This window comes from Rhodococcus cercidiphylli (assembly GCF_033042225.1).
Classification (GTDB): domain Bacteria; phylum Actinomycetota; class Actinomycetes; order Mycobacteriales; family Mycobacteriaceae; genus Rhodococcoides.
In genome coordinates this window covers 37,401-54,752 of record NZ_JAWLKE010000014.1, presented here as the reverse complement: position 1 = coordinate 54,752, position 17,352 = coordinate 37,401, and the positions used below count along the sequence as shown (strand labels likewise).

Here is a 17,352-nt window from a genome sequence, read left to right as displayed (position 1 = left end):
AGTACCGATGGGGCGCTCCGGTTGTTCGTCACCGGGAGCGCCCCGTCTTGCGTCGAACGGCCAGAGCGGCCGTATCGATCGGGTTGCGCGCTTCACGGGCAGCTGCATCGGGCGAGAAGAGCATGACGATCGAGCACGCCGGCCACCACACGAACACGATCGATGCGGCGCTCACGATGCCGGTAATGGACGCGGATCCGACGATCAGGGCGGCCGCCGCCACCGCGAGTGTTGCGACGGTTCCCAGACCGAGGATCACGGGCCGCCACGCCGCGGACGCCACCATGGATGCAGCTCCGAGCAGCGAGGCCACGGCGACGAGTTGACCGCTAGGAAGGTCTGCGGACGGCATCGACGCTCCCATGATCTCGCGAGCGATCGCACTGGTCACGACGGCACCGACGGTGCAGGCGATCACCACCCCGATTCCGTACGGCAGCTTGCGTATCAGCGCCACGACGGCGAGCGCGGCTACGGCGATCAACACCGCGGTCACATCGATCGCATCGAGTAGATGAGCGGCCAGTGCCGCGGCCGGGGTCGATTCCCAGGACGTCGTGGTTGCGAGGTGCGGTGCCCACATCAGGAAGATCAGCAGCAGGACCGCAGAGGCGCCTGACACGGCCGAGCGCGCGATGACGGCTCGCCTGCGTCTGCGGCTCGAGGTGCTGGACGGCAGCGCAGTCGTCTTTGCGTCGGTCGACGCGCGAATCGGTCCGGAGTCCAGGCTCGGTGGTGGCATGGGTGCCACGGTGCCAGAACCTGCTGAACGGAGGATGTGAGGAACTTGGGAACCGGCTGATCACTGCTCTGGTAACGATTCGATCACACCGGGTCGCGTGTGCGGAACCATGAATCGTCGAGGGGCAGAGTCCGCCTCGTCAAATTCTCGAAGTTTGTTTCAGCGTCAAATGCAGGTGCACGAGCATGCTTTCATGCGTCCGAACAATCCTCTGACCTGCAATGGAGCGGAGTGGATTCGATTCGGTGGTGCTCATGTCCGAGTGCCGAACAGCACCCCGGGTCGGGCCTCGGCCCTCTCAGCTGGGCGTTTGTACTCGCATTGTTCCCCGTCACAGCAGTTCGTAAAGCGAACTATGACTTCGTTGCAAAGCGTTGATCGGATGGGTAAATCTGTGTGACGATACTCACATAGTCCAGTTCACCCTGGGCGAGACCCACCGGAAAGGCGTAGTTTCAGCCGCATCGGAAACCCGCATTCGAACGTTACAGCCCAAACGATAACGATCTGGAAACGGACCGTGCTACCCGTCGTAACCCGTCGGCACGGGGTATTCGACAACTACGGACGCCGGACACTCGAAGGAGAAGAACATGACCGCAATGTCTCAGGGACAGCTCGACATGGTCCGCGCCTTCTTTTGCAACGAGTTCGAGGCGGACACTCTCGACCGATCCACGGTGCCCGAGCCCACCGCCGAGGCCGTCGCCGAGTGGATCGATGCGCTGACCAACAGCGGCCTCTTCGCTCCGGCCGAGGTGCGCAACATCTCCTCGGTGTGGGCGGCCCAACCGGAGACGCTGGTCGCAATGCTGATCGGTGAAGTGGACGAAATCGCCGCCAAGCGCGGCGCAGCGGTGCCGGCCGCAGCACCGGATCTGGTCCCCGCGTTCGTGCGCGCCAGCTGACTCGTCCCGGGCCCGGAGTCTTTCGCATCAGGGCAGGTTCCGCTTCGCTACTATCGGTCGAATTCCGATGACGGCAGTCGACAACGGTGTCGCGCGGCGAAGTGAGGGTTCTGTATGGGCGCAGTGGGACTGGACGAAGACGCAGTATCGACCTGGATCGCAGGATTGGGGATAGGCGCAACCTCGCCCCTCACCTTCCAGCGGATCGGCAACGGTCAGTCCAATCTCACCTACGCCGTCCGCGACGCCGGTGGCAGTAACTGGGTGCTTCGACGTCCACCACTGGGGCATCTGCTGGCCTCCGCACACGATGTCGTGCGCGAACATCGAATTCTGTCCGGCCTGCAGAACACGGCGGTGCCGGTTCCGAAGATGATTGCGATCACCGAGGATCCTTCGGTGTCCGAGGTCCCGCTCGTGCTGATGAGTTTCGTCGACGGGATCGTCGTCGACTCGGTGGCGGCAGCCGAACAACTCGACCCCGATCACCGACGCCGCATCGGACTCGGCCTCACGGTGGCGCTGTCCGACATCCACCGCGTCGATCTCGACTCCGCGGGTCTGGCAGATCTGGCCAGTCACAAACCGTACGCCGCTCGCCAACTCGCCCGGTGGACGAAGCAGTGGCAATCCTCGCGCACTCGCGACGTACCCGGTATCGATTCGCTGGCAACTCGATTGGCAGCGGGGATTCCTCCGCAGCACGAGGTGACCCTGGTGCACGGCGACTTCCACCTCAGCAACGTCATCACGGCCCGCGAAGACGGCCGTGTCGCGGCGGTCGTCGACTGGGAGCTGTGCACACTCGGAGATCCGTTGGCGGACCTCGGCGGTCTGCTGGCCTACTGGCCGCAAGCCGACGACGGGGTCGCCGGTCCGTTCATGGCGTCGACTCTGCCGGGCTTTCCCACCAGGGCCGAGCTTGTCGAGTCGTATGCGCAGCACACCGGGCGCGACGTCTCCGACGTCGGATTCTGGCAGGTGTTGGCGCTGTGGAAGCTCTCGATCATTGCCGAAGGCGTCATGCGCCGGATGGAAGCAGACTCGCGAAACCGGGCCGTGGCAGGCGGGCCGACCACGACGCTCATCGACGACATCGTCACCAGGGCATTGCGTACGGCCGACGAGATCGGCCTGTAGTCGGTCAGCTCGACGCGGTCCCGATCACCAAAGTGCGCGCTGCGCTCTCGATTTCGGGCGGAATCGCCACCGGCTTACGGGTGACCCCATCGACGTACACGTGTACGAATCGACCCCTCGCCGCCAACTCCAACGCATCGTCGCCGGCTTCGCGGAACAACCCGAGCGAGTACACGATGCTTCGTGTGCCCAGCTTCTCGACGGCCAAGCCCACCTGAAGGCGATCCGGAAAGCTCAGCTCGGACAGGTAGCGGCACGAGGTTTCGGCGACGACTCCGATCGCCGGCAGTGTCCGGATATCGAGTCCCGTCGTCTCCATCAACCAACCGTTGACGGCGGTATCGAAATACGCGTAGTAGGTGACGTTGTTGACGTGGCCGTAATGGTCGTTGTCGTCCCATCGCGTCGTCACGGGCCACAGAGCCGGAAAGTCCGATGCGTGCGACAACTCCGGCCCTGGGTTCACCTGATCGGTCATGAACGTGACCCTAACCAGTGGCGTCGGGAGCGGGCGTCGCCGGGGACCGACGACGCAGGATCGCACGGACCACCAGCCCGACCACCAGTGCCCAGAATGCGGAGCCGATTCCTGCGAACGTCAGGCCGGAAGCGGCGACGAGGAACGTCAGAACGGTCGCCTCCCTGTCCGATGCATGTTCGAGTGCACCGAACAACGACGCCGCGAGAGTTGCCAACAAGGCAAGTCCGGCAACGGTTTCGACCACGCCTGCAGGCGCTGCGGCAACCAGGGTTGCCAGTGCCGCGGACAGCAGCGCCAACACCAGATACGAGGAGCCCGCGGAGAAAGCCGCGAGCCAACGCCGCTTCGGGTCCGGATGGGCACCGGGATTCGCCGCGAGCGCAGCGCTGATCGCGGCGAGGTTGATCGTGTGCCCACCCGCGAAAGCCCCGAGGACGGTTCCGGTTCCGGTGACGGTCATCGACGCACGCCAAGGAATTCGGTAGCCAAACGACGCCATGACGGTGGTGCCCGGGATGTTCTGCGACGCCATGGTGACGATGTACAGCGGCACCGCGATACCGACGGTCGCCTGCCACGTCCAGTGCGGAATCGTCCAGTCGATCCGAGGAATCAGATCGGATGCCGCGATGGGTGTGCCGCCGCCGATCAAGTCCGCTGCGATGACTGCAGCCGCCGCGAGGAACGCAGCGGGAACCGCCCATCGCGCGTTGAATCGAAGTACCAGGAGCCAGACGAGTACCACCGGAGCTATCCGGGCGGGTGAGTCGGCAAATGCAACGACCGGTGCCGCGCACAGCGGTAGCAGCACTCCGGCCAACATCGCCTGAGCGAGTGGTATCGGGATCTTCGAGACCGCGGCGCCGAGTCGTGGCCACAGGCCGGTCAGGACGATCAGCACCCCAACAGTGACGAACGAACCCACTGCGGCGGGCCACCCTCCGACCACCATGCCGGTTCCGGCGAGCAGCGCAGCGCCCGGCGTCGACCACGCCAGCGTGATGGGCTGTCTGTATCTGCGCGCGAGCCACATCATGCCCACGGCCTGGGTGACACACAGCGCCAGCAATCCGGAGGCCGCCTCGGTCGGGCTGGCCCCTACCGCCCGCAGGCCCGTCAGCACGACGGCGAACGAGCTGGTGAAGCCGACCAGTGATGCCACGATTCCCGCGCTGACGGGGGTCGAGAGCGGCGTCGGTCTGTCGGCGGCGTCGGCAGTGGTCACGACTGACGATGATGCACTGTGGGCCGTCGCCTGTCGCGTCGTTTCCCGTCGCGCCGGGTCGGCGCTCGGCGTCGGTGGCCGAACGCTGTCGGGGCACGGTCGACGTGACGTAGTCTTTGGGTTGGACCGGACCAGTCCGTACCGCTGGGTCGGCGAGTGACGGAAAGGCCGGCGCAGTGGTGATGCCCGTACATCTGAGGGACAGTCAGGTTCCGAAGCACGAACAGCTTCGCGCGATTCTGTTGCACCGCTGCACCAAGGAGTTGCAACCCGGCGATCTGATGCCCAGCGAGCGAAAACTGATGGAGGACTACGGCGTCAGCCGCATCACCGTCCGCGAGGCCATCGGCCAGCTCGTCAACGACGGACACCTGGTTCGGGTGCGTGGCAAAGGCACGTTCGTGGCCAGTCGCACCGTGCAGTCTCGTTTGCACCTGGCGTCGTTCTCGGAGGAGATGCGCGCGCAGGGATTGACGCCTACCACGGTGGTGCTGTTCGCACGGCTCGAAAGCCCTTCGGCGGCAACGACTCGTGCACTCGGCCTGGCCGACGGAGAACAGACCTACCACGTCAAGCGTCTACGACTGGCCGACGCCGAACCGGTCAGCGTCGACGACGCGTGGTACCGGGCTTCCCTGCTCCCCGGCCTCATCGAGCACGACCTGAGCAAATCGGTGTACGAGGCCGTGCAGATCCATTACGGATTGACCATCGACCGGGCCGAGCAGACCGTCAAAGCCACTGCGGCCGACAGCGATACCGCCACTCTGCTCGGCACCAAGCGCGGCGCCCCCGTGCTGTATTTCGACCGCGTCTCCTTCAGCGGCGACGAGCCGCTCGAACACACCGAGAGCTGGTACCGCTGCGATCGGTATCAACTGTCGATGGAAGTCGAAGGCGGGCGACGCACCCCGCAGCGTCGGTGAGATCAGGGCAGCTCGAACAGAAGATCGCCCACTGCCACGGTGTTGTCGATGCTCGCACTCGTGACCGAATCCGGCTTCGAGTCCATCAGAACCACCGGAACGACATCCGAGTAGCCTGCCGCCGCGATCGCTGCGGGATCGTAGGTGACGACGAGGTCGCCGGCCTGGATTCGATCACCCTCTGCGGCAACGAGTTCGAAGCCCGCGCCCTTCATCTTCACGGTGTCGATGCCGATGTGCACCAACACGCCCGCCTTGTCCTCGGTGAAGACGACGAACGCGTGCGGATGGATTTTGAGGATCGTGCCCGCGACCGGTGACCGAACCTCGACGGCCCCGTCGCTCGGAGCCGGGCGCAGCGCGACACCGGAGCCGACCATCTGCGCCGAGAACACCGGGTCCGGCACATCGGCGAGCGAGATGACCTGCCCGGCAACCGGGCTGAGGATCGCCCGTGCGCTCACAGGATGTCGCCGATGTCTTCTGCGAGCGTGTCCGCTTCGGGGCCGACGATGACCTGAACGGCGGTTCCCTTGTGAAATACGCCGTGGGCACCTGCCGCCTTGAGCGCCGCCTCGTTCACCAACGACCCGTCCTTCACCTCGGTGCGCAGCCGAGTGATGCACGCTTCGATCTCGACGATGTTGTCGGCACCGCCGAGGCCTTCGACGATCGCGTCCGCTTTGGACATGTGGATTCTCGCTTTCTGTCGGCTTGTATCTGTCGGGTGGATCACACGGCCGGGTTGACACGAGCCTGCCACCTGGCCAAACTACAACTGGTAATGACCGGACAGTACCCCTGATGGCATCCGGTCACAACAGCGAAATCGCCCTCGAAGGACCAGCCTCGAAGAGAAGGTCGCCATGACCCCGAAGAAGACGGACTCGATCGATACCGAGCCGAAGAAGGAATCACGATCATTGGCCGGGCTGCAGCGGTTCGGTCGCAGCCTCATGCTGCCGATCGCTGTTCTGCCTGCCGCCGGAATTCTCCTGCGGCTCGGTCAGGACGACCTGCTGGGGAGATTCAGCGCACTGGAGACCACTGCTGCGGTCATCTCCGCCGCCGGTCAGTCGGTTTTCACCTGGCTTCCCCTCATCTTCGCGGTCGGTATCGCCATCGGCTGGGCCAAGAAGTCCGATGGTTCGACCGCGCTCGCAGCGGTGGTCGGCTACATGGTGATGAACGGCGTCTTCACGGCAATGTCGCCGGTCGTGCTCGACGGAGAGGTCGATGCCAACGGTGACCCGGCCGTGATCGACTACGGCGTGTTGGCAGGCATCGTCATCGGACTGCTCTCGGCAATTCTCTGGCAGCGTTTCTATCGCCAGAAGCTGCCGGACTATCTCGGCTTCTTCAGCGGCCGTCGTCTGGTGCCGATCATGACGGCGATCACCGGTCTCGTCGTCGCCGTGATCATGTCGTTCGTGTACCCACTCTTCTACAGCGCTCTCCAATGGGTGGGCAACACCGTCGCCGACCACAGTGTGGTGGGTAGCGGAATCTACGGCTTCGCCAACCGCATGCTCATTCCCACCGGGCTGCACCACATTCTGAACTCCGTCGTCTGGTTCCTGGTGGGGGACTACCAGGATGCAAGCGGTCAATTGGTCCGCGGCGATCTGAACCGGTTCTTCGCCGGCGACCCGTCCGCCGGAGTGTTCATGACCGGATTCTTCCCGATCATGATGTTCGCCCTTCCCGCTGCGGCATTCGCGATCTACCGCAACGCCAAGCCGTCGCAGAAGAAGATCGTCGGCGGAATCATGTTGTCCACCGGCCTGACTGCCTTCGTCACCGGAATCACCGAGCCGCTCGAGTACTCGTTCATGTTCGTGGCCTGGCCGCTCTACATCATCCACGCAGTGTTGACCGGAACCTCGATGGCGTTGACCAATGCCCTCGGAATCCACGACGGCTTCTTCTTCTCCGCCGGTGGCATCGACTACCTGCTGAACTACGGAATCGCCACCAAGGCATGGCTGCTCATTCCGATCGGCCTGGTGTACGCGGTGATCTACTACTTCCTGTTCAGCTTCGTCATCAAGAAGTGGAACCTGCGCACCCCCGGACGTGAGGACGACGCCGTGCTCGAACCCGATCGAGCATGACCGCATCCACTGCGACGACGCACCGCGGACGGGTCGTCACGCGCGATGGGGTGATCGAGGACGGCGTCGTCGCGTCGACGGGAGACCGGATCTCGTGGGTCGGGCCGACATCGGCGTGGCCCGGTGCGGCCGTCCCGCAAACGAATTCGACGATCCTCCCGGGGTTGGTCGATCTGCACTGCCACGGTGGAGCTGGGGCGTCGTTTCCCGATTCACCGGCCGTCGATCTCATGACGGCGGTACGGCATCACCGCTCTCGCGGGACCACGACGATGCTCGCCTCACTGGTGTCGGCACCGCCGGATCGGCTGATCGCGCAGACGTCGCTGTTGGCCGGTCTGTACGAATCCGGTGACATCGCAGGCGTCCACCTCGAGGGGCCGTTTCTCGCCGTCGCACGCTGCGGCGCACAGGATCCGGCCTCGCTGCGCAGCGGAGATCCCGGACTGCTCCGCGACATACTGAGCGCGGGCCGCGGCGCGGTGCGGTCGATGACCCTGGCACCCGAGATCGACGGGTTCGCGGTCATCGCAGAGATGTTGCGGGAGAACGGAATACTGCCGAGCATCGGGCACACGGACGCCGACGCGCTCACCACCCGACGCGGTATCGAGTCGTTGGGGAACGGCCCCATGACAGCAACGCACCTGTTCAACGGAATGCCGACCTGGCATCATCGGTCGCCGGGCCCGGTGAGCGAGTGCCTGGCGGCCGCGGCGCGCAGCGTGATGGTGGTCGAATTGATCGGTGACGGAGTGCATCTCGCCGACGAGACCGTGCGTGCGGTGTTCGATCTCGTCGGCGGCGCACGGATCGCGCTGGTGTCCGACGCGATGGCCGCAGCCGGGATGCCGGACGGTCGCTATCGACTCGGACCATTGGATGTGACCGTCCGCCACGCGGTTGCACGGTTGTCCCGCGACGCAGACAACGAGACCGCTCCGATCGCGGGCGGAACCGCTACCGTGCTGGACCTGGTGCGCCGAGCCGTGCTGGACGCCGGCGTGCCCCTGGTCGAGGCCGTGCGGGCTGCATCGTCGACTCCGGCGGCCTCGATCGGCCTCGACTCCGAGATCGGTTGCCTCGAACAGGGCATGAGAGCCGACGTCCTGGTGGTCGACGCGGCGTTCGAGCCACTGCAGGTGATCAGAGGCGGAACTGTAATCGGAGAGGGCAGCTAGATGGAGGTAGTGATCCTAGAGGGGGTCGACGCAGTGGATCGAACGGCCGCCGACATCGTCGAACGAATAGTACGAGCCGGCTCCACCGGCAACCTGAGTCGTTCCGCCGGCTCCACTCCTGTACTGGGCCTCGCAACCGGGTCGACCCCGGTGGGCACGTATCGCGAATTGGCGCGGCGGCATCGAGAGGACGGCCTGTCGTTCGCGCACTGTCGTGCCTTCCTCCTCGATGAGTACATCGGACTGCCGAAAACCGCTGAGCAGTCGTACTTCTCGTTCATTCGAGACAACTTCGTCGACCACGTCGACCTGGACGACGCCGCAGTGTTCTCGCCCGACGGCGAAGCGGACGACATAGCGGCAGAGGCGCAGCGGTACGACGCCGCGATCGCGGCCGCAGGTGGCGTCGACGTCCAGATCCTCGGAATCGGCACCGACGGGCACATCGGCTTCAACGAGCCCGGATCTTCACTGAAGTCGCGGACGCGGGTGAAGACGCTCACCGAACAGACGCGCGTCGACAATGCCCGGTTCTTCGATTCTCCCGAGGACGTACCGCATCACGTGCTGACGCAGGGGCTGGGCACCATCGACGAGGCGCGCCACCTCGTGTTGATCGCAACGGGGGAGTCGAAAGCGGACGCGGTGGCGGCGGCCGTCGAGGGACCGCTGTCGGCGTACTGTCCGGCGTCGGCCATTCAATGGCACCCGCACGCAACGGTGCTGTTGGACGAGTCCGCGGCGTCGTCGCTCGCACTCGCGGAGTACTACCGGTACGCCTACGCCAACAAGCCCCGGTGGCAGCACCTGTGAGTCACCTGCGCGAGAACTCCGATGCGTGCGCGATCTGTTCGTCCGACGGCCGGACTCCGGTGTAGAGGACGAACTGTTCTGCCGCCTGCAGGGCGATGACCTGAGCGCCGGTGATCACGGGTTTGTCGGCGGCCCGAGCGGCGACGATCAGCGGCGTCTCCGACGGCATGGCGACGACGTCGAACACGGCTTTCGCCGCGTCGATCTGCTCGTCGGTGAACGGTGCCGAATCAGCGTCCGGTCCGCCGGCCATTCCCACCGGGGTCACGTTCACCAACAGGTCTGCGCCCACCGCTTCGGCGGACCAGTCGTAGCCGTAGGTCTCGGCGAGGGCAGGGCCGGTGTTCGAGTTGCGGGCGACGACGGTACCCCGGGTGTAACCCGAATCCCGCAGCGCGGCAACGACAGCTTTGGCCATACCGCCGCTGCCGGTGACGGCCACCGAGTAGTCGGTCGAGAAATCACTCGCGCCGAGTAGGTTCGCGACGGCCTGGTAGTCGGTGTTGTATGCGTGCAGGACGCCGTTCTCGTTGACGATCGTATTGACGGATGCGATCGCGCTGGCGGACTCGTGCATCACGTCGACCAATTCGATGACATCTTCCTTGAACGGCATGGAGACGGCGCAGCCTCGAATGCCCAGCGCGCGAACGCCTCCCACCGCAGCGGCGAGGTCGGTGGTGGTGAACGCCTTGTAGACGAAGTTCAGGTCCAACTCGTCGTAGAGATAGTTGTGAAAGCGTGTTCCGATGTTGCTCGGTCGGCCGGACAGGGACATGCAGAGCTGTGTCTCACGGTCGAGGAAGCTGCGCGCGTGTGCTGGTGCCATCGCTGAGACTTTACGCCGCGCACGTCGAGGCGACCGAAGCGAGAACACCCTGATCGGCCTGGGTGATCGGCAACTCGTACTGGGCGGCGACCGACAGGTATTTTCCCGCGTAGAAGCAGTGGTACGCCTCGTTCGGCGGTAACCATTGCGAGGGTGTCTTGTCGCTCTTGCTCTGATTGTCGGCTCCGTTGACCGCGAGCAGATTGAACGCCACGTCGTTGGCGAACCGAATTCGCTTGTCGGGCAACCACGTGTTCGCGCCCATGTCCCACGCGGCGGACAGGGGGTAGACGTGATCGATCTGAATCTTTCCGGCATCGGCCTTGGTGAACTGCATCGGCTCACCGGAGTACGGATCTGCGAGCGAACCCGACAGCACGACGCAGTCGCGAGTGCCGGCCCGGAACTCGACTTCCGTCATCGACAGCGCCAGGACGTTGTCGCGGGTACCGCAGCCGTCGTGACCACCCGGCCCGTCGTAGTCGTCCGTCCACGCCGGGCCGAACACACACCCTTCGCCGCTCTTGCATCCGCGCTCGTAGCCGAGGGCGTCGGGCCTGGCGGCGACCACGCGAACCTGCGCGAGCAACTGCTCGACCTGAGTGCGAGTGGGACTACCCGGAGCGGGTTCGGCGGGGGAGAAACCGGGGATGGCGGGCCGGTCGCACGAGCCGAACACAGCCATCACGGCCGCAGCGATCACCAGCAGTACCGCCACCCACAGCTTTCTCACGCACGCCCCATCGTCGATCTTCGTACTCGGTCGTCGTTCCTTGTGACAGCAGTGTGCCGGAACGCACCGACAGTTCTCCGCTCACGCCAACCCGGCATCAGCGAACCTCGACCACGACCTTGCCGAGCACGTGCCCGTCCTCGACCAGGGCGAGAGCCTCACCCGCACGCTCGAGCGGGAACACATGGTCGATACGCGGACGAATGATGCCCGACGCAGTCAGGTCGGCCAGCCGGGCGAATGCCGCGGTGGTGCGGTCGCGATCGACACCGGAACCACCCCACTGCGCCGCGAGCACCGGGTCGGCAACGCTGACGATCGGTATCCCCGCCGTCACAGCGGTCGCGGCGGCGCGCAAGCTCTCGCCCCCGACGAGATCGATGATGCCGTTCACCGGTCGTGACAGCGAGTCGACGAAATCGGCGCCGGACGCGAGAAATTCGGCTCCGAGGCTCTCGATCCACTCCTGCTTGCCCGTACTCGCGACTGCGAGAACGTCGATACCGTCGGCTCGCGCGAGTTGCAGAACGGTCGAACCCACGCCGCCGCCCGCGCCGAGCACCAGGATGGAATTACCCGTGCCCACGGCGAGCCGCGCCAGCGCGTCGTATGCGGTCCCGGCGGCCACCGGCAGAGTGGCTGCGGCCGCCCAGGACACGGATTCGGGCTTGTGGGCTGTGCTCGACGCGTTGAGCACGGTGTACTGCGCATAGCCTCCGTATCCCGACGCGGTGGCTCCGAACACGTGGTCGCCCACCGAGAAGTCGGCCACACCGGCACCGGCCGACACGACCGTGCCCGATACTTCCCGGCCGAGAACCGCAGGCAGGGTGATCGGCACGGTGTCCTTGCGATTGCCCGCCCGCACCTTCCAATCCGCGGGATTGACGCCGGCGGATTGGACCGCGACGAGAATCTGGCCAGGTCCCGGCTCGGCGACGGGTAGGTCCAGAAGGTATTCGGTGTCGGGTCCGCCGTATTCACTGAAGCCGTACGCGATCATGTACATACTGTGCCTCACCCAGCGACTCGCTCGAAGCGCCTCACCTGAAGTCTGTCGGTGCTTGCTGATTGGATGGACCGATGCTGCACGGTCTCTGGTCTCCCGGTGCCGGGCTGATGCTGTGGGACGACGAGATCACCACCGGGGATGAGCCCGACTTGCCGCCGACCCACGCGCACGTGCTCACCAGAACGTTTCGGCACCGTGCTGCGGTGTCGTTTCCGGCACCCGGACGCGCCGCCACCGCGCAGGCCCCGGTGCAGGTTCCGGCCATCGCACTCGCCCCGCACGACGGAGCCGATCTGCTGTTGCGGACGCCGCCGGACCACGCGGCGATCTCCGGTGACCTCCGTTACCTGGCGCATGTCGCCCGCGGAATCGAACGCTGGGTCCGCGGCGGTCGCGTCGTTCCGGCCCTGAAGTTGATGGACGGGCAGTGGTGGCCACGGTGGCGTCTGGTCGGGGGCGAGCGTCAACGTGCCTGGCTCAGCGAACTCGCCGTCGCGATGCCGTCGGTGCAGCGCGCAGGTGAGCGGCCCAAGAAGATTCTCGACGACATGGTGGAGGAGCTCACCGATCCGATCGTCAGATCGGTTCTGGGTAGACCCGACTCGGAGCATCCACTGTTGTCGGCTCTGGTTCGCGACGACCCGTATGCCGATGGCACCCAACAGATGTCGGCGTTGCTCGAGAAGTGGCGCGGAAGCCTCACCGTCGACGAACCCTCACTGGTGCTCCGGCTGCTCGAACCCGATGACGACGACGCCGTCGACAGTTCCTCCGAGGAAGCGGTGGAGTCGTACTGGACGCTGCAGGTGTGTCTGCGCGCGGACGGCGAAGCGCCGCGACCGGTTCCGATGAGCCGCAAGGTCGATGCCACGCTGCTCTCCATCGCTGTCCGCAAGCTCGGTGAGGCCGTGGCGGCGTACCCGAGACTGCGCGATCTGCCGTCTCAGGAAGGCACCCTGGATCTGTTGCTTCCGACGTCGGTGGTCATCGACCTCGTCGAACACGGTGCGACGGCACTGCAGGCCACCGGAACCACGGTTCTGCTTCCCCGGGCCTGGACGAGGCTCGATCCGTCGATGAGATTGCGCGTCGATTCACCGGCGGTGACGAAAGCGGCAGCCGACCGGGCGGTCGGCATGGACGAACTGGTGTCCTACGACTGGCAACTCCAACTCGGCGACATGGTGCTCACCGAGGCGGAGATGAACAGGCTCGCCGTCTCGAAGGGCGATCTCGTGCGGCTCCGCGGTCAGTGGGTGCTCGCGGACGGCGGTCAGCTCGCGCGAGCCGCCAAGTACGTCGCCGAGCATCACGGTGACGGGACTGCGCTCAGCACGCTGATGCGTGAGATGACGTTGGCCGATCCGCCACCTGCTCCGGTCCAGGACATCCGCGCCACCGGCTGGGCGGCAACGTTGCTCGAACCCGGGGCGGTTCCGGAAACCATCCCGGTGCCCGACGGTGTGAACGCGACTCTGCGGCCCTACCAGCAACGCGGACTCGACTGGCTCGCGTTCATGAGCCGGCTCGGTCTCGGGGCGGTACTCGCCGACGACATGGGGCTGGGCAAGACGCTGCAGGTGCTGACACTGCTCGCGCACGAGAAGAGTGCGACGCCGACGCTGCTGGTGGCACCGATGTCGGTGGTCGGAAACTGGCAGCGTGAGGCGGCGAAATTCACTCCGGCACTGCGGGTTCTGGTACACCACGGTCCGACGCGACTACGCGACGAGGAGCTCGACCGGGCGATCGCCGAGCACGATCTGATCGTCACCACGTACGCGCTGATGGCCAAGGATCGCGCGCAGCTGGCGGAGCAGACGTGGCGTCGTGTGGTCCTCGACGAGGCGCAACACATCAAGAACTCGGGCACCGTGCAGGCCAAGGCGGCGCTCGCGATCCCCGCGGATCACAAGCTGGCGCTCACCGGAACGCCGGTCGAGAATCGTCTCGACGAGCTGAGGTCCATTCTCGACTTCGCCAATCCGGGCATGCTCGGTAGGCCGTCGGATTTCCGAAAGCGATTCTCGGTTCCGATCGAGCGCGAGAACGACGAGAACGCGGTTTCCCGTCTGCGCGCCATCACGTCGCCGTTCATTCTGCGCCGCGTCAAGACCGATCCGACGGTCATCTCGGATCTGCCCGAGAAGAACGAGATGACCGTGCGCACCAACCTCACGGCCGAGCAGGCTGCGCTGTACAAGGCGGTCGTCGACGAGATGATGGCGCAGATCGCCGACGCGAAGGGCATGAAGCGCAAGGGCGCGGTGCTGTCCGCGCTGACTCGTCTCAAACAGGTGTGCAATCACCCTGCCCATTTCCTGTCCGACGGCTCGCCGGTGCTCAAGAGGGGGCAGCATCGTTCCGGCAAGATCGGCTTGGTGGAGGACATGCTCGACTCGATTCTCGGCGACAATGAGAAAGCGTTGTTGTTCACGCAGTTTCGGGAGTTCGGTGAGCTCGTGGCACCCTACTTCGCCGAACGGTTCGGCACCGAGGTGCCGTTCCTCCACGGCGGGGTGAGCAAGGCCAAGCGCGACGAGATGGTGGAGAAGTTCCAGAGCGACGACGGTCCACCGATCATGATGCTCTCGCTCAAGGCCGGCGGCACCGGGTTGAACCTCACGGCCGCCAACCATGTCGTTCATCTCGATCGTTGGTGGAATCCGGCGGTGGAGAATCAAGCGACGGACCGGGCCGTCCGCATCGGGCAGCGCAAGAACGTCGAGGTGCGCAAACTGCTGTGCGTGGGCACCGTGGAGGAACGGATCGACTCGATGCTCGTCTCCAAGCAGGACCTGGCGAATCTGGCGGTGGGCACCGGCGAGAACTGGGTGACCGAGATGGACACCGCGGAGCTGCAGGAACTGTTCCGCCTCAGTGAGGATGCGGTGGGGGAGTGATGGTCGACTTCTCGCAGTACGCCAAGCGTCGAAAAGCCAAGGGCGGCATCGAGTCCAGAAACAAGCGCGGCGCCTTCGGGCAGACGTGGTGGGGCAGGCATTTCGTGGCAGCCATGGAAGACCTCGCGGATCCGGGCCGGATCGCTCGGGGTAGAACGTATGCGCGCCAAGGGCAGGTGCTCACTCTCGGGGTCGAGCGCGGGCAGATATACGGCGAGGTGCAGGGCAGTCAGCTCGAGCCGTTCTCGGCCTCGGTCACCGTCGACCCGCTCACGCAGGGTGAGGTTGCCGCACTGGTCGGCCGGGTGCGTTCGAACCCCGGCATGCTGGCCGAGCTGGCCTCCAACGCCATTCCGCAGGCGCTGGCGTCGGTGTTGCTGCCGCACGACAAGGGGCAGCTCGATTTCGACTGCACGTGCCCCGACGACGGGTGGCCCTGCAAACACGCGGCGGCGCTGATGTACATCGCCGCCGAGCACATCGACGCATCCGCTGCCACCATCCTGACGATGCGTGGAGTCGATCTCGATCAACTGATCGAGGGCGTCGGCGACGGGGACGACGAGTTCGACCCCGATGACTGGTTCGGCGATCGCGCGTCGTTCCCCGAACTTCCCCAGGTGTCGTTCGCTCCGGCGATGGACGATCTCGATCCGTTGATCCTGCGTCGAATCTTCCGCGCCGACGGCTCCTCCGAGGCCGAGGTCAGTCGCGCCGGTGCCGATCTGAGGCAGTTCTACGACCGAATGTGACGACTTCTGGACTTACGTGGACATCCGACTATAGGATGGGCGTACTTCACTTCCACGCTCGAGGACGGACAAACTCCATGGCTCGCGAACTCACGCACTTCATCGGCGGCAAGCATGTCGCCGGCACCTCCGGAAACTTCGGGGACGTGTTCGACCCCAACACCGGCGAGGTTCAGGCCCGTGTTCCCCTGGCCGACGTATCCGAGGTCGAGGCCGTCATCGCCGATGCCGAACAGGCCCAACGTGAATGGGCCAAGTGGAACCCGCAGCGCCGAGCGCGAGTCCTGATGAAGTTCCTGGCGCTCGTCACTCGCGACACCGAGGAACTTGCCCGCCTGCTGTCCTCCGAGCACGGCAAGACGATCGCCGACGCCAAGGGCGACATCCAGCGCGGCGTCGAGGTCGTGGAGTTCGCCGTCGGCGTCCCGCATCTGCTCAAGGGTGAGTACACCGAGGGTGCAGGCGGCGGAATCGACGTCTACTCGATGCGTCAGCCGCTCGGCGTCGTAGCCGGAATCACCCCCTTCAACTTCCCCGCGATGATTCCCCTGTGGAAGGCCGGCCCGGCCATCGCCTGCGGAAACGCGTTCATCCTGAAGCCCTCCGAGCGCGACCCGTCCGTCCCGCTCAAGCTCGCCGAGCTCTTCCTCGAAGCAGGACTGCCGCCGGGTGTGTTCAACGTCGTCAACGGTGACAAGACCGCCGTCGACGTACTGCTCACCGACGACCGCGTCAAGGCGATCGGGTTCGTCGGCTCGACTCCCATCGCGCAGTACATCTACGAGACCGCAGCGAAACACGGCAAGCGCGCACAGTGCTTCGGTGGAGCCAAGAACCACGCCCTGGTGATGCCCGACGCCGATCTCGACGAGGTCGCCGACGCCCTTCTCGGTGCCGCCTACGGTTCCGCGGGCGAGCGTTGCATGGCCATTTCCGTCGCGGTTCCGGTGGGTGAAGAGACCGCGGATGCGCTCGTCGCCAAGCTCACCGAGCGGGTGGCGAAGCTGAAGATCGGTCGCTCCGACGACGAGGACGCGGATTTCGGCCCGCTTGTGGGTAGCGATGCGTTGAAGCGCGTCAACGACTACACCCAGATCGGTGTCGACGAGGGTGCCGAGTTGGTCGTCGACGGGCGCGGTTTCAGCCTCGAAGGCCACGAGGGTGGATTCTTCGCGGGCGCCACACTGTTCGACAGAGTGACGACCGACATGCGGATCTACAAGGAAGAGATCTTCGGGCCCGTCCTGATCGTCGTTCGTGCGAAGGACTACGAGGACGCGCTGCGCCTGCCCACCGAGCACGAATACGGCAACGGCGTGTCCATTTTCACCCGTGACGGCGACACTGCACGCGATTTCTGCTCCCGCGTCCAGGTGGGCATGGTCGGGGTCAACGTGCCGATTCCGGTACCGATCGCGTACCACACGTTCGGTGGTTGGAAGCGTTCGGGATTCGGTGATCTGAACCAGCACGGACCCGATTCGATCCGCTTCTACACCAAGACCAAGACCGTCACGCAGCGCTGGCCGTCGGGCACCAAAGAGGCTGCGGCACAGAATCACTTCGTCATTCCGAACATGGACTGATTCGGCG

Annotated in this window: 17 protein-coding genes; 9 read left to right on the top strand and 8 right to left on the bottom strand. The window is 65.2% G+C overall.

Annotated features, from left to right (window positions below):
* Positions 1–28: 28 nt before the first annotated feature.
* The gene (locus R3P95_RS25480) at positions 29–742 is read right to left on the bottom strand and encodes a hypothetical protein (protein WP_317549858.1); all 714 of its coding nucleotides are present in this window, start codon (positions 740–742) and stop codon (positions 29–31) included.
* 593 nt (positions 743–1,335) lie between these two features.
* Here R3P95_RS25480 and R3P95_RS25475 point away from each other — a divergent pair.
* Together R3P95_RS25475 and R3P95_RS25470 are read left to right on the top strand one after the other, a co-directional pair.
* Positions 1,336–1,650 (top strand): hypothetical protein, encoded by a 315-nt coding sequence (locus R3P95_RS25475; RefSeq protein WP_317549857.1) that lies wholly within the window; start codon positions 1,336–1,338, stop codon positions 1,648–1,650.
* Positions 1,651–1,764: 114 nt separating this feature from the next.
* The gene (locus R3P95_RS25470; protein WP_094669475.1) at positions 1,765–2,790 is read left to right on the top strand and encodes a phosphotransferase family protein; all 1,026 of its coding nucleotides are present in this window, start codon (positions 1,765–1,767) and stop codon (positions 2,788–2,790) included.
* A gap of 4 nt (positions 2,791–2,794) precedes the next feature.
* On the opposite strand, the gene R3P95_RS25465 is transcribed toward R3P95_RS25470, so the two are convergent.
* Both R3P95_RS25465 and R3P95_RS25460 read right to left on the bottom strand, forming a co-directional pair.
* Positions 2,795–3,268 (bottom strand): acyl-CoA thioesterase, encoded by a 474-nt coding sequence (locus R3P95_RS25465; RefSeq protein WP_149408053.1) that lies wholly within the window; start codon positions 3,266–3,268, stop codon positions 2,795–2,797.
* Positions 3,269–3,278: 10 nt separating this feature from the next.
* Positions 3,279–4,496: a benzoate/H(+) symporter BenE family transporter gene (locus tag R3P95_RS25460; RefSeq protein ID WP_317549856.1), complete on the bottom strand. Its 1,218-nt coding sequence runs from the start codon at positions 4,494–4,496 to the stop codon at positions 3,279–3,281.
* Between the two features lie 182 nt (positions 4,497–4,678).
* Here R3P95_RS25460 and R3P95_RS25455 point away from each other — a divergent pair, with 182 nt between their 5' ends.
* The gene (locus tag R3P95_RS25455) at positions 4,679–5,422 is read left to right on the top strand and encodes a GntR family transcriptional regulator (RefSeq protein WP_170945949.1); all 744 of its coding nucleotides are present in this window, start codon (positions 4,679–4,681) and stop codon (positions 5,420–5,422) included.
* Between the two features lie 2 nt (positions 5,423–5,424).
* On the opposite strand, the gene R3P95_RS25450 is transcribed toward R3P95_RS25455, so the two are convergent.
* Together R3P95_RS25450 and R3P95_RS25445 are read right to left on the bottom strand one after the other, a co-directional pair.
* Complete coding sequence (locus R3P95_RS25450) at positions 5,425–5,886, bottom strand: PTS sugar transporter subunit IIA (RefSeq protein WP_317549855.1); 462 nt, start codon at positions 5,884–5,886, stop codon at positions 5,425–5,427.
* Positions 5,883–6,113 (bottom strand): glucose PTS transporter subunit EIIB, encoded by a 231-nt coding sequence (locus R3P95_RS25445; protein ID WP_032393491.1) that lies wholly within the window; start codon positions 6,111–6,113, stop codon positions 5,883–5,885. The genes R3P95_RS25450 and R3P95_RS25445 overlap by 4 nt, the downstream gene beginning before the upstream one ends.
* A 175-nt stretch (positions 6,114–6,288) precedes the next feature.
* Here R3P95_RS25445 and R3P95_RS25440 point away from each other — a divergent pair, with 175 nt between their 5' ends.
* From R3P95_RS25440 to nagB, 3 genes are read left to right on the top strand one after another with little or no spacing between them, the layout of a single operon-like run.
* Entirely contained in the window at positions 6,289–7,536 is a 1,248-nt protein-coding gene (locus R3P95_RS25440; RefSeq protein WP_068048343.1) for a PTS transporter subunit EIIC, read from the top strand.
* Entirely contained in the window at positions 7,533–8,717 is a 1,185-nt protein-coding gene (locus tag R3P95_RS25435) for an N-acetylglucosamine-6-phosphate deacetylase (RefSeq protein WP_317549854.1), read from the top strand. The genes R3P95_RS25440 and R3P95_RS25435 overlap by 4 nt, the downstream gene beginning before the upstream one ends.
* On the top strand, positions 8,718–9,530 hold the full coding sequence (gene nagB, locus R3P95_RS25430) for a glucosamine-6-phosphate deaminase (protein ID WP_317549853.1): 813 nt from the start codon (positions 8,718–8,720) through the stop codon (positions 9,528–9,530). It abuts the gene before it with no gap.
* A 1-nt stretch (position 9,531) separates the two neighbouring features.
* Here the strand turns inward: nagB and R3P95_RS25425 are convergent, their stop codons facing one another.
* The 3 genes from R3P95_RS25425 to R3P95_RS25415 all read right to left on the bottom strand — a co-directional run bounded on the left by R3P95_RS25425 (position 9,532) and on the right by R3P95_RS25415 (position 12,095).
* The gene (locus tag R3P95_RS25425) at positions 9,532–10,359 is read right to left on the bottom strand and encodes a shikimate 5-dehydrogenase (protein WP_317549852.1); all 828 of its coding nucleotides are present in this window, start codon (positions 10,357–10,359) and stop codon (positions 9,532–9,534) included.
* Positions 10,360–10,369: 10 nt separating this feature from the next.
* Positions 10,370–11,044: an HNH endonuclease family protein gene (locus tag R3P95_RS25420; RefSeq protein ID WP_149408077.1), complete on the bottom strand. Its 675-nt coding sequence runs from the start codon at positions 11,042–11,044 to the stop codon at positions 10,370–10,372.
* A gap of 145 nt (positions 11,045–11,189) precedes the next feature.
* Complete coding sequence (locus R3P95_RS25415; protein ID WP_317549851.1) at positions 11,190–12,095, bottom strand: NADP-dependent oxidoreductase; 906 nt, start codon at positions 12,093–12,095, stop codon at positions 11,190–11,192.
* An 80-nt stretch (positions 12,096–12,175) separates the two neighbouring features.
* On the opposite strand from R3P95_RS25415, the gene R3P95_RS25410 reads away from it, so the two are divergent.
* The 3 genes from R3P95_RS25410 to R3P95_RS25400 all read left to right on the top strand — a co-directional run bounded on the left by R3P95_RS25410 (position 12,176) and on the right by R3P95_RS25400 (position 17,345).
* Positions 12,176–15,007, top strand: coding sequence for a DEAD/DEAH box helicase (locus R3P95_RS25410; protein ID WP_317549850.1), 2,832 nt, complete (start codon positions 12,176–12,178; stop codon positions 15,005–15,007).
* On the top strand, positions 15,007–15,759 hold the full coding sequence (locus R3P95_RS25405) for an SWIM zinc finger family protein (protein ID WP_317549849.1): 753 nt from the start codon (positions 15,007–15,009) through the stop codon (positions 15,757–15,759). The genes R3P95_RS25410 and R3P95_RS25405 overlap by 1 nt, the downstream gene beginning before the upstream one ends.
* Before the next feature lie 77 nt (positions 15,760–15,836).
* Positions 15,837–17,345, top strand: coding sequence for a CoA-acylating methylmalonate-semialdehyde dehydrogenase (locus tag R3P95_RS25400; protein WP_149408044.1), 1,509 nt, complete (start codon positions 15,837–15,839; stop codon positions 17,343–17,345).
* Positions 17,346–17,352 lie beyond the last annotated feature (7 nt).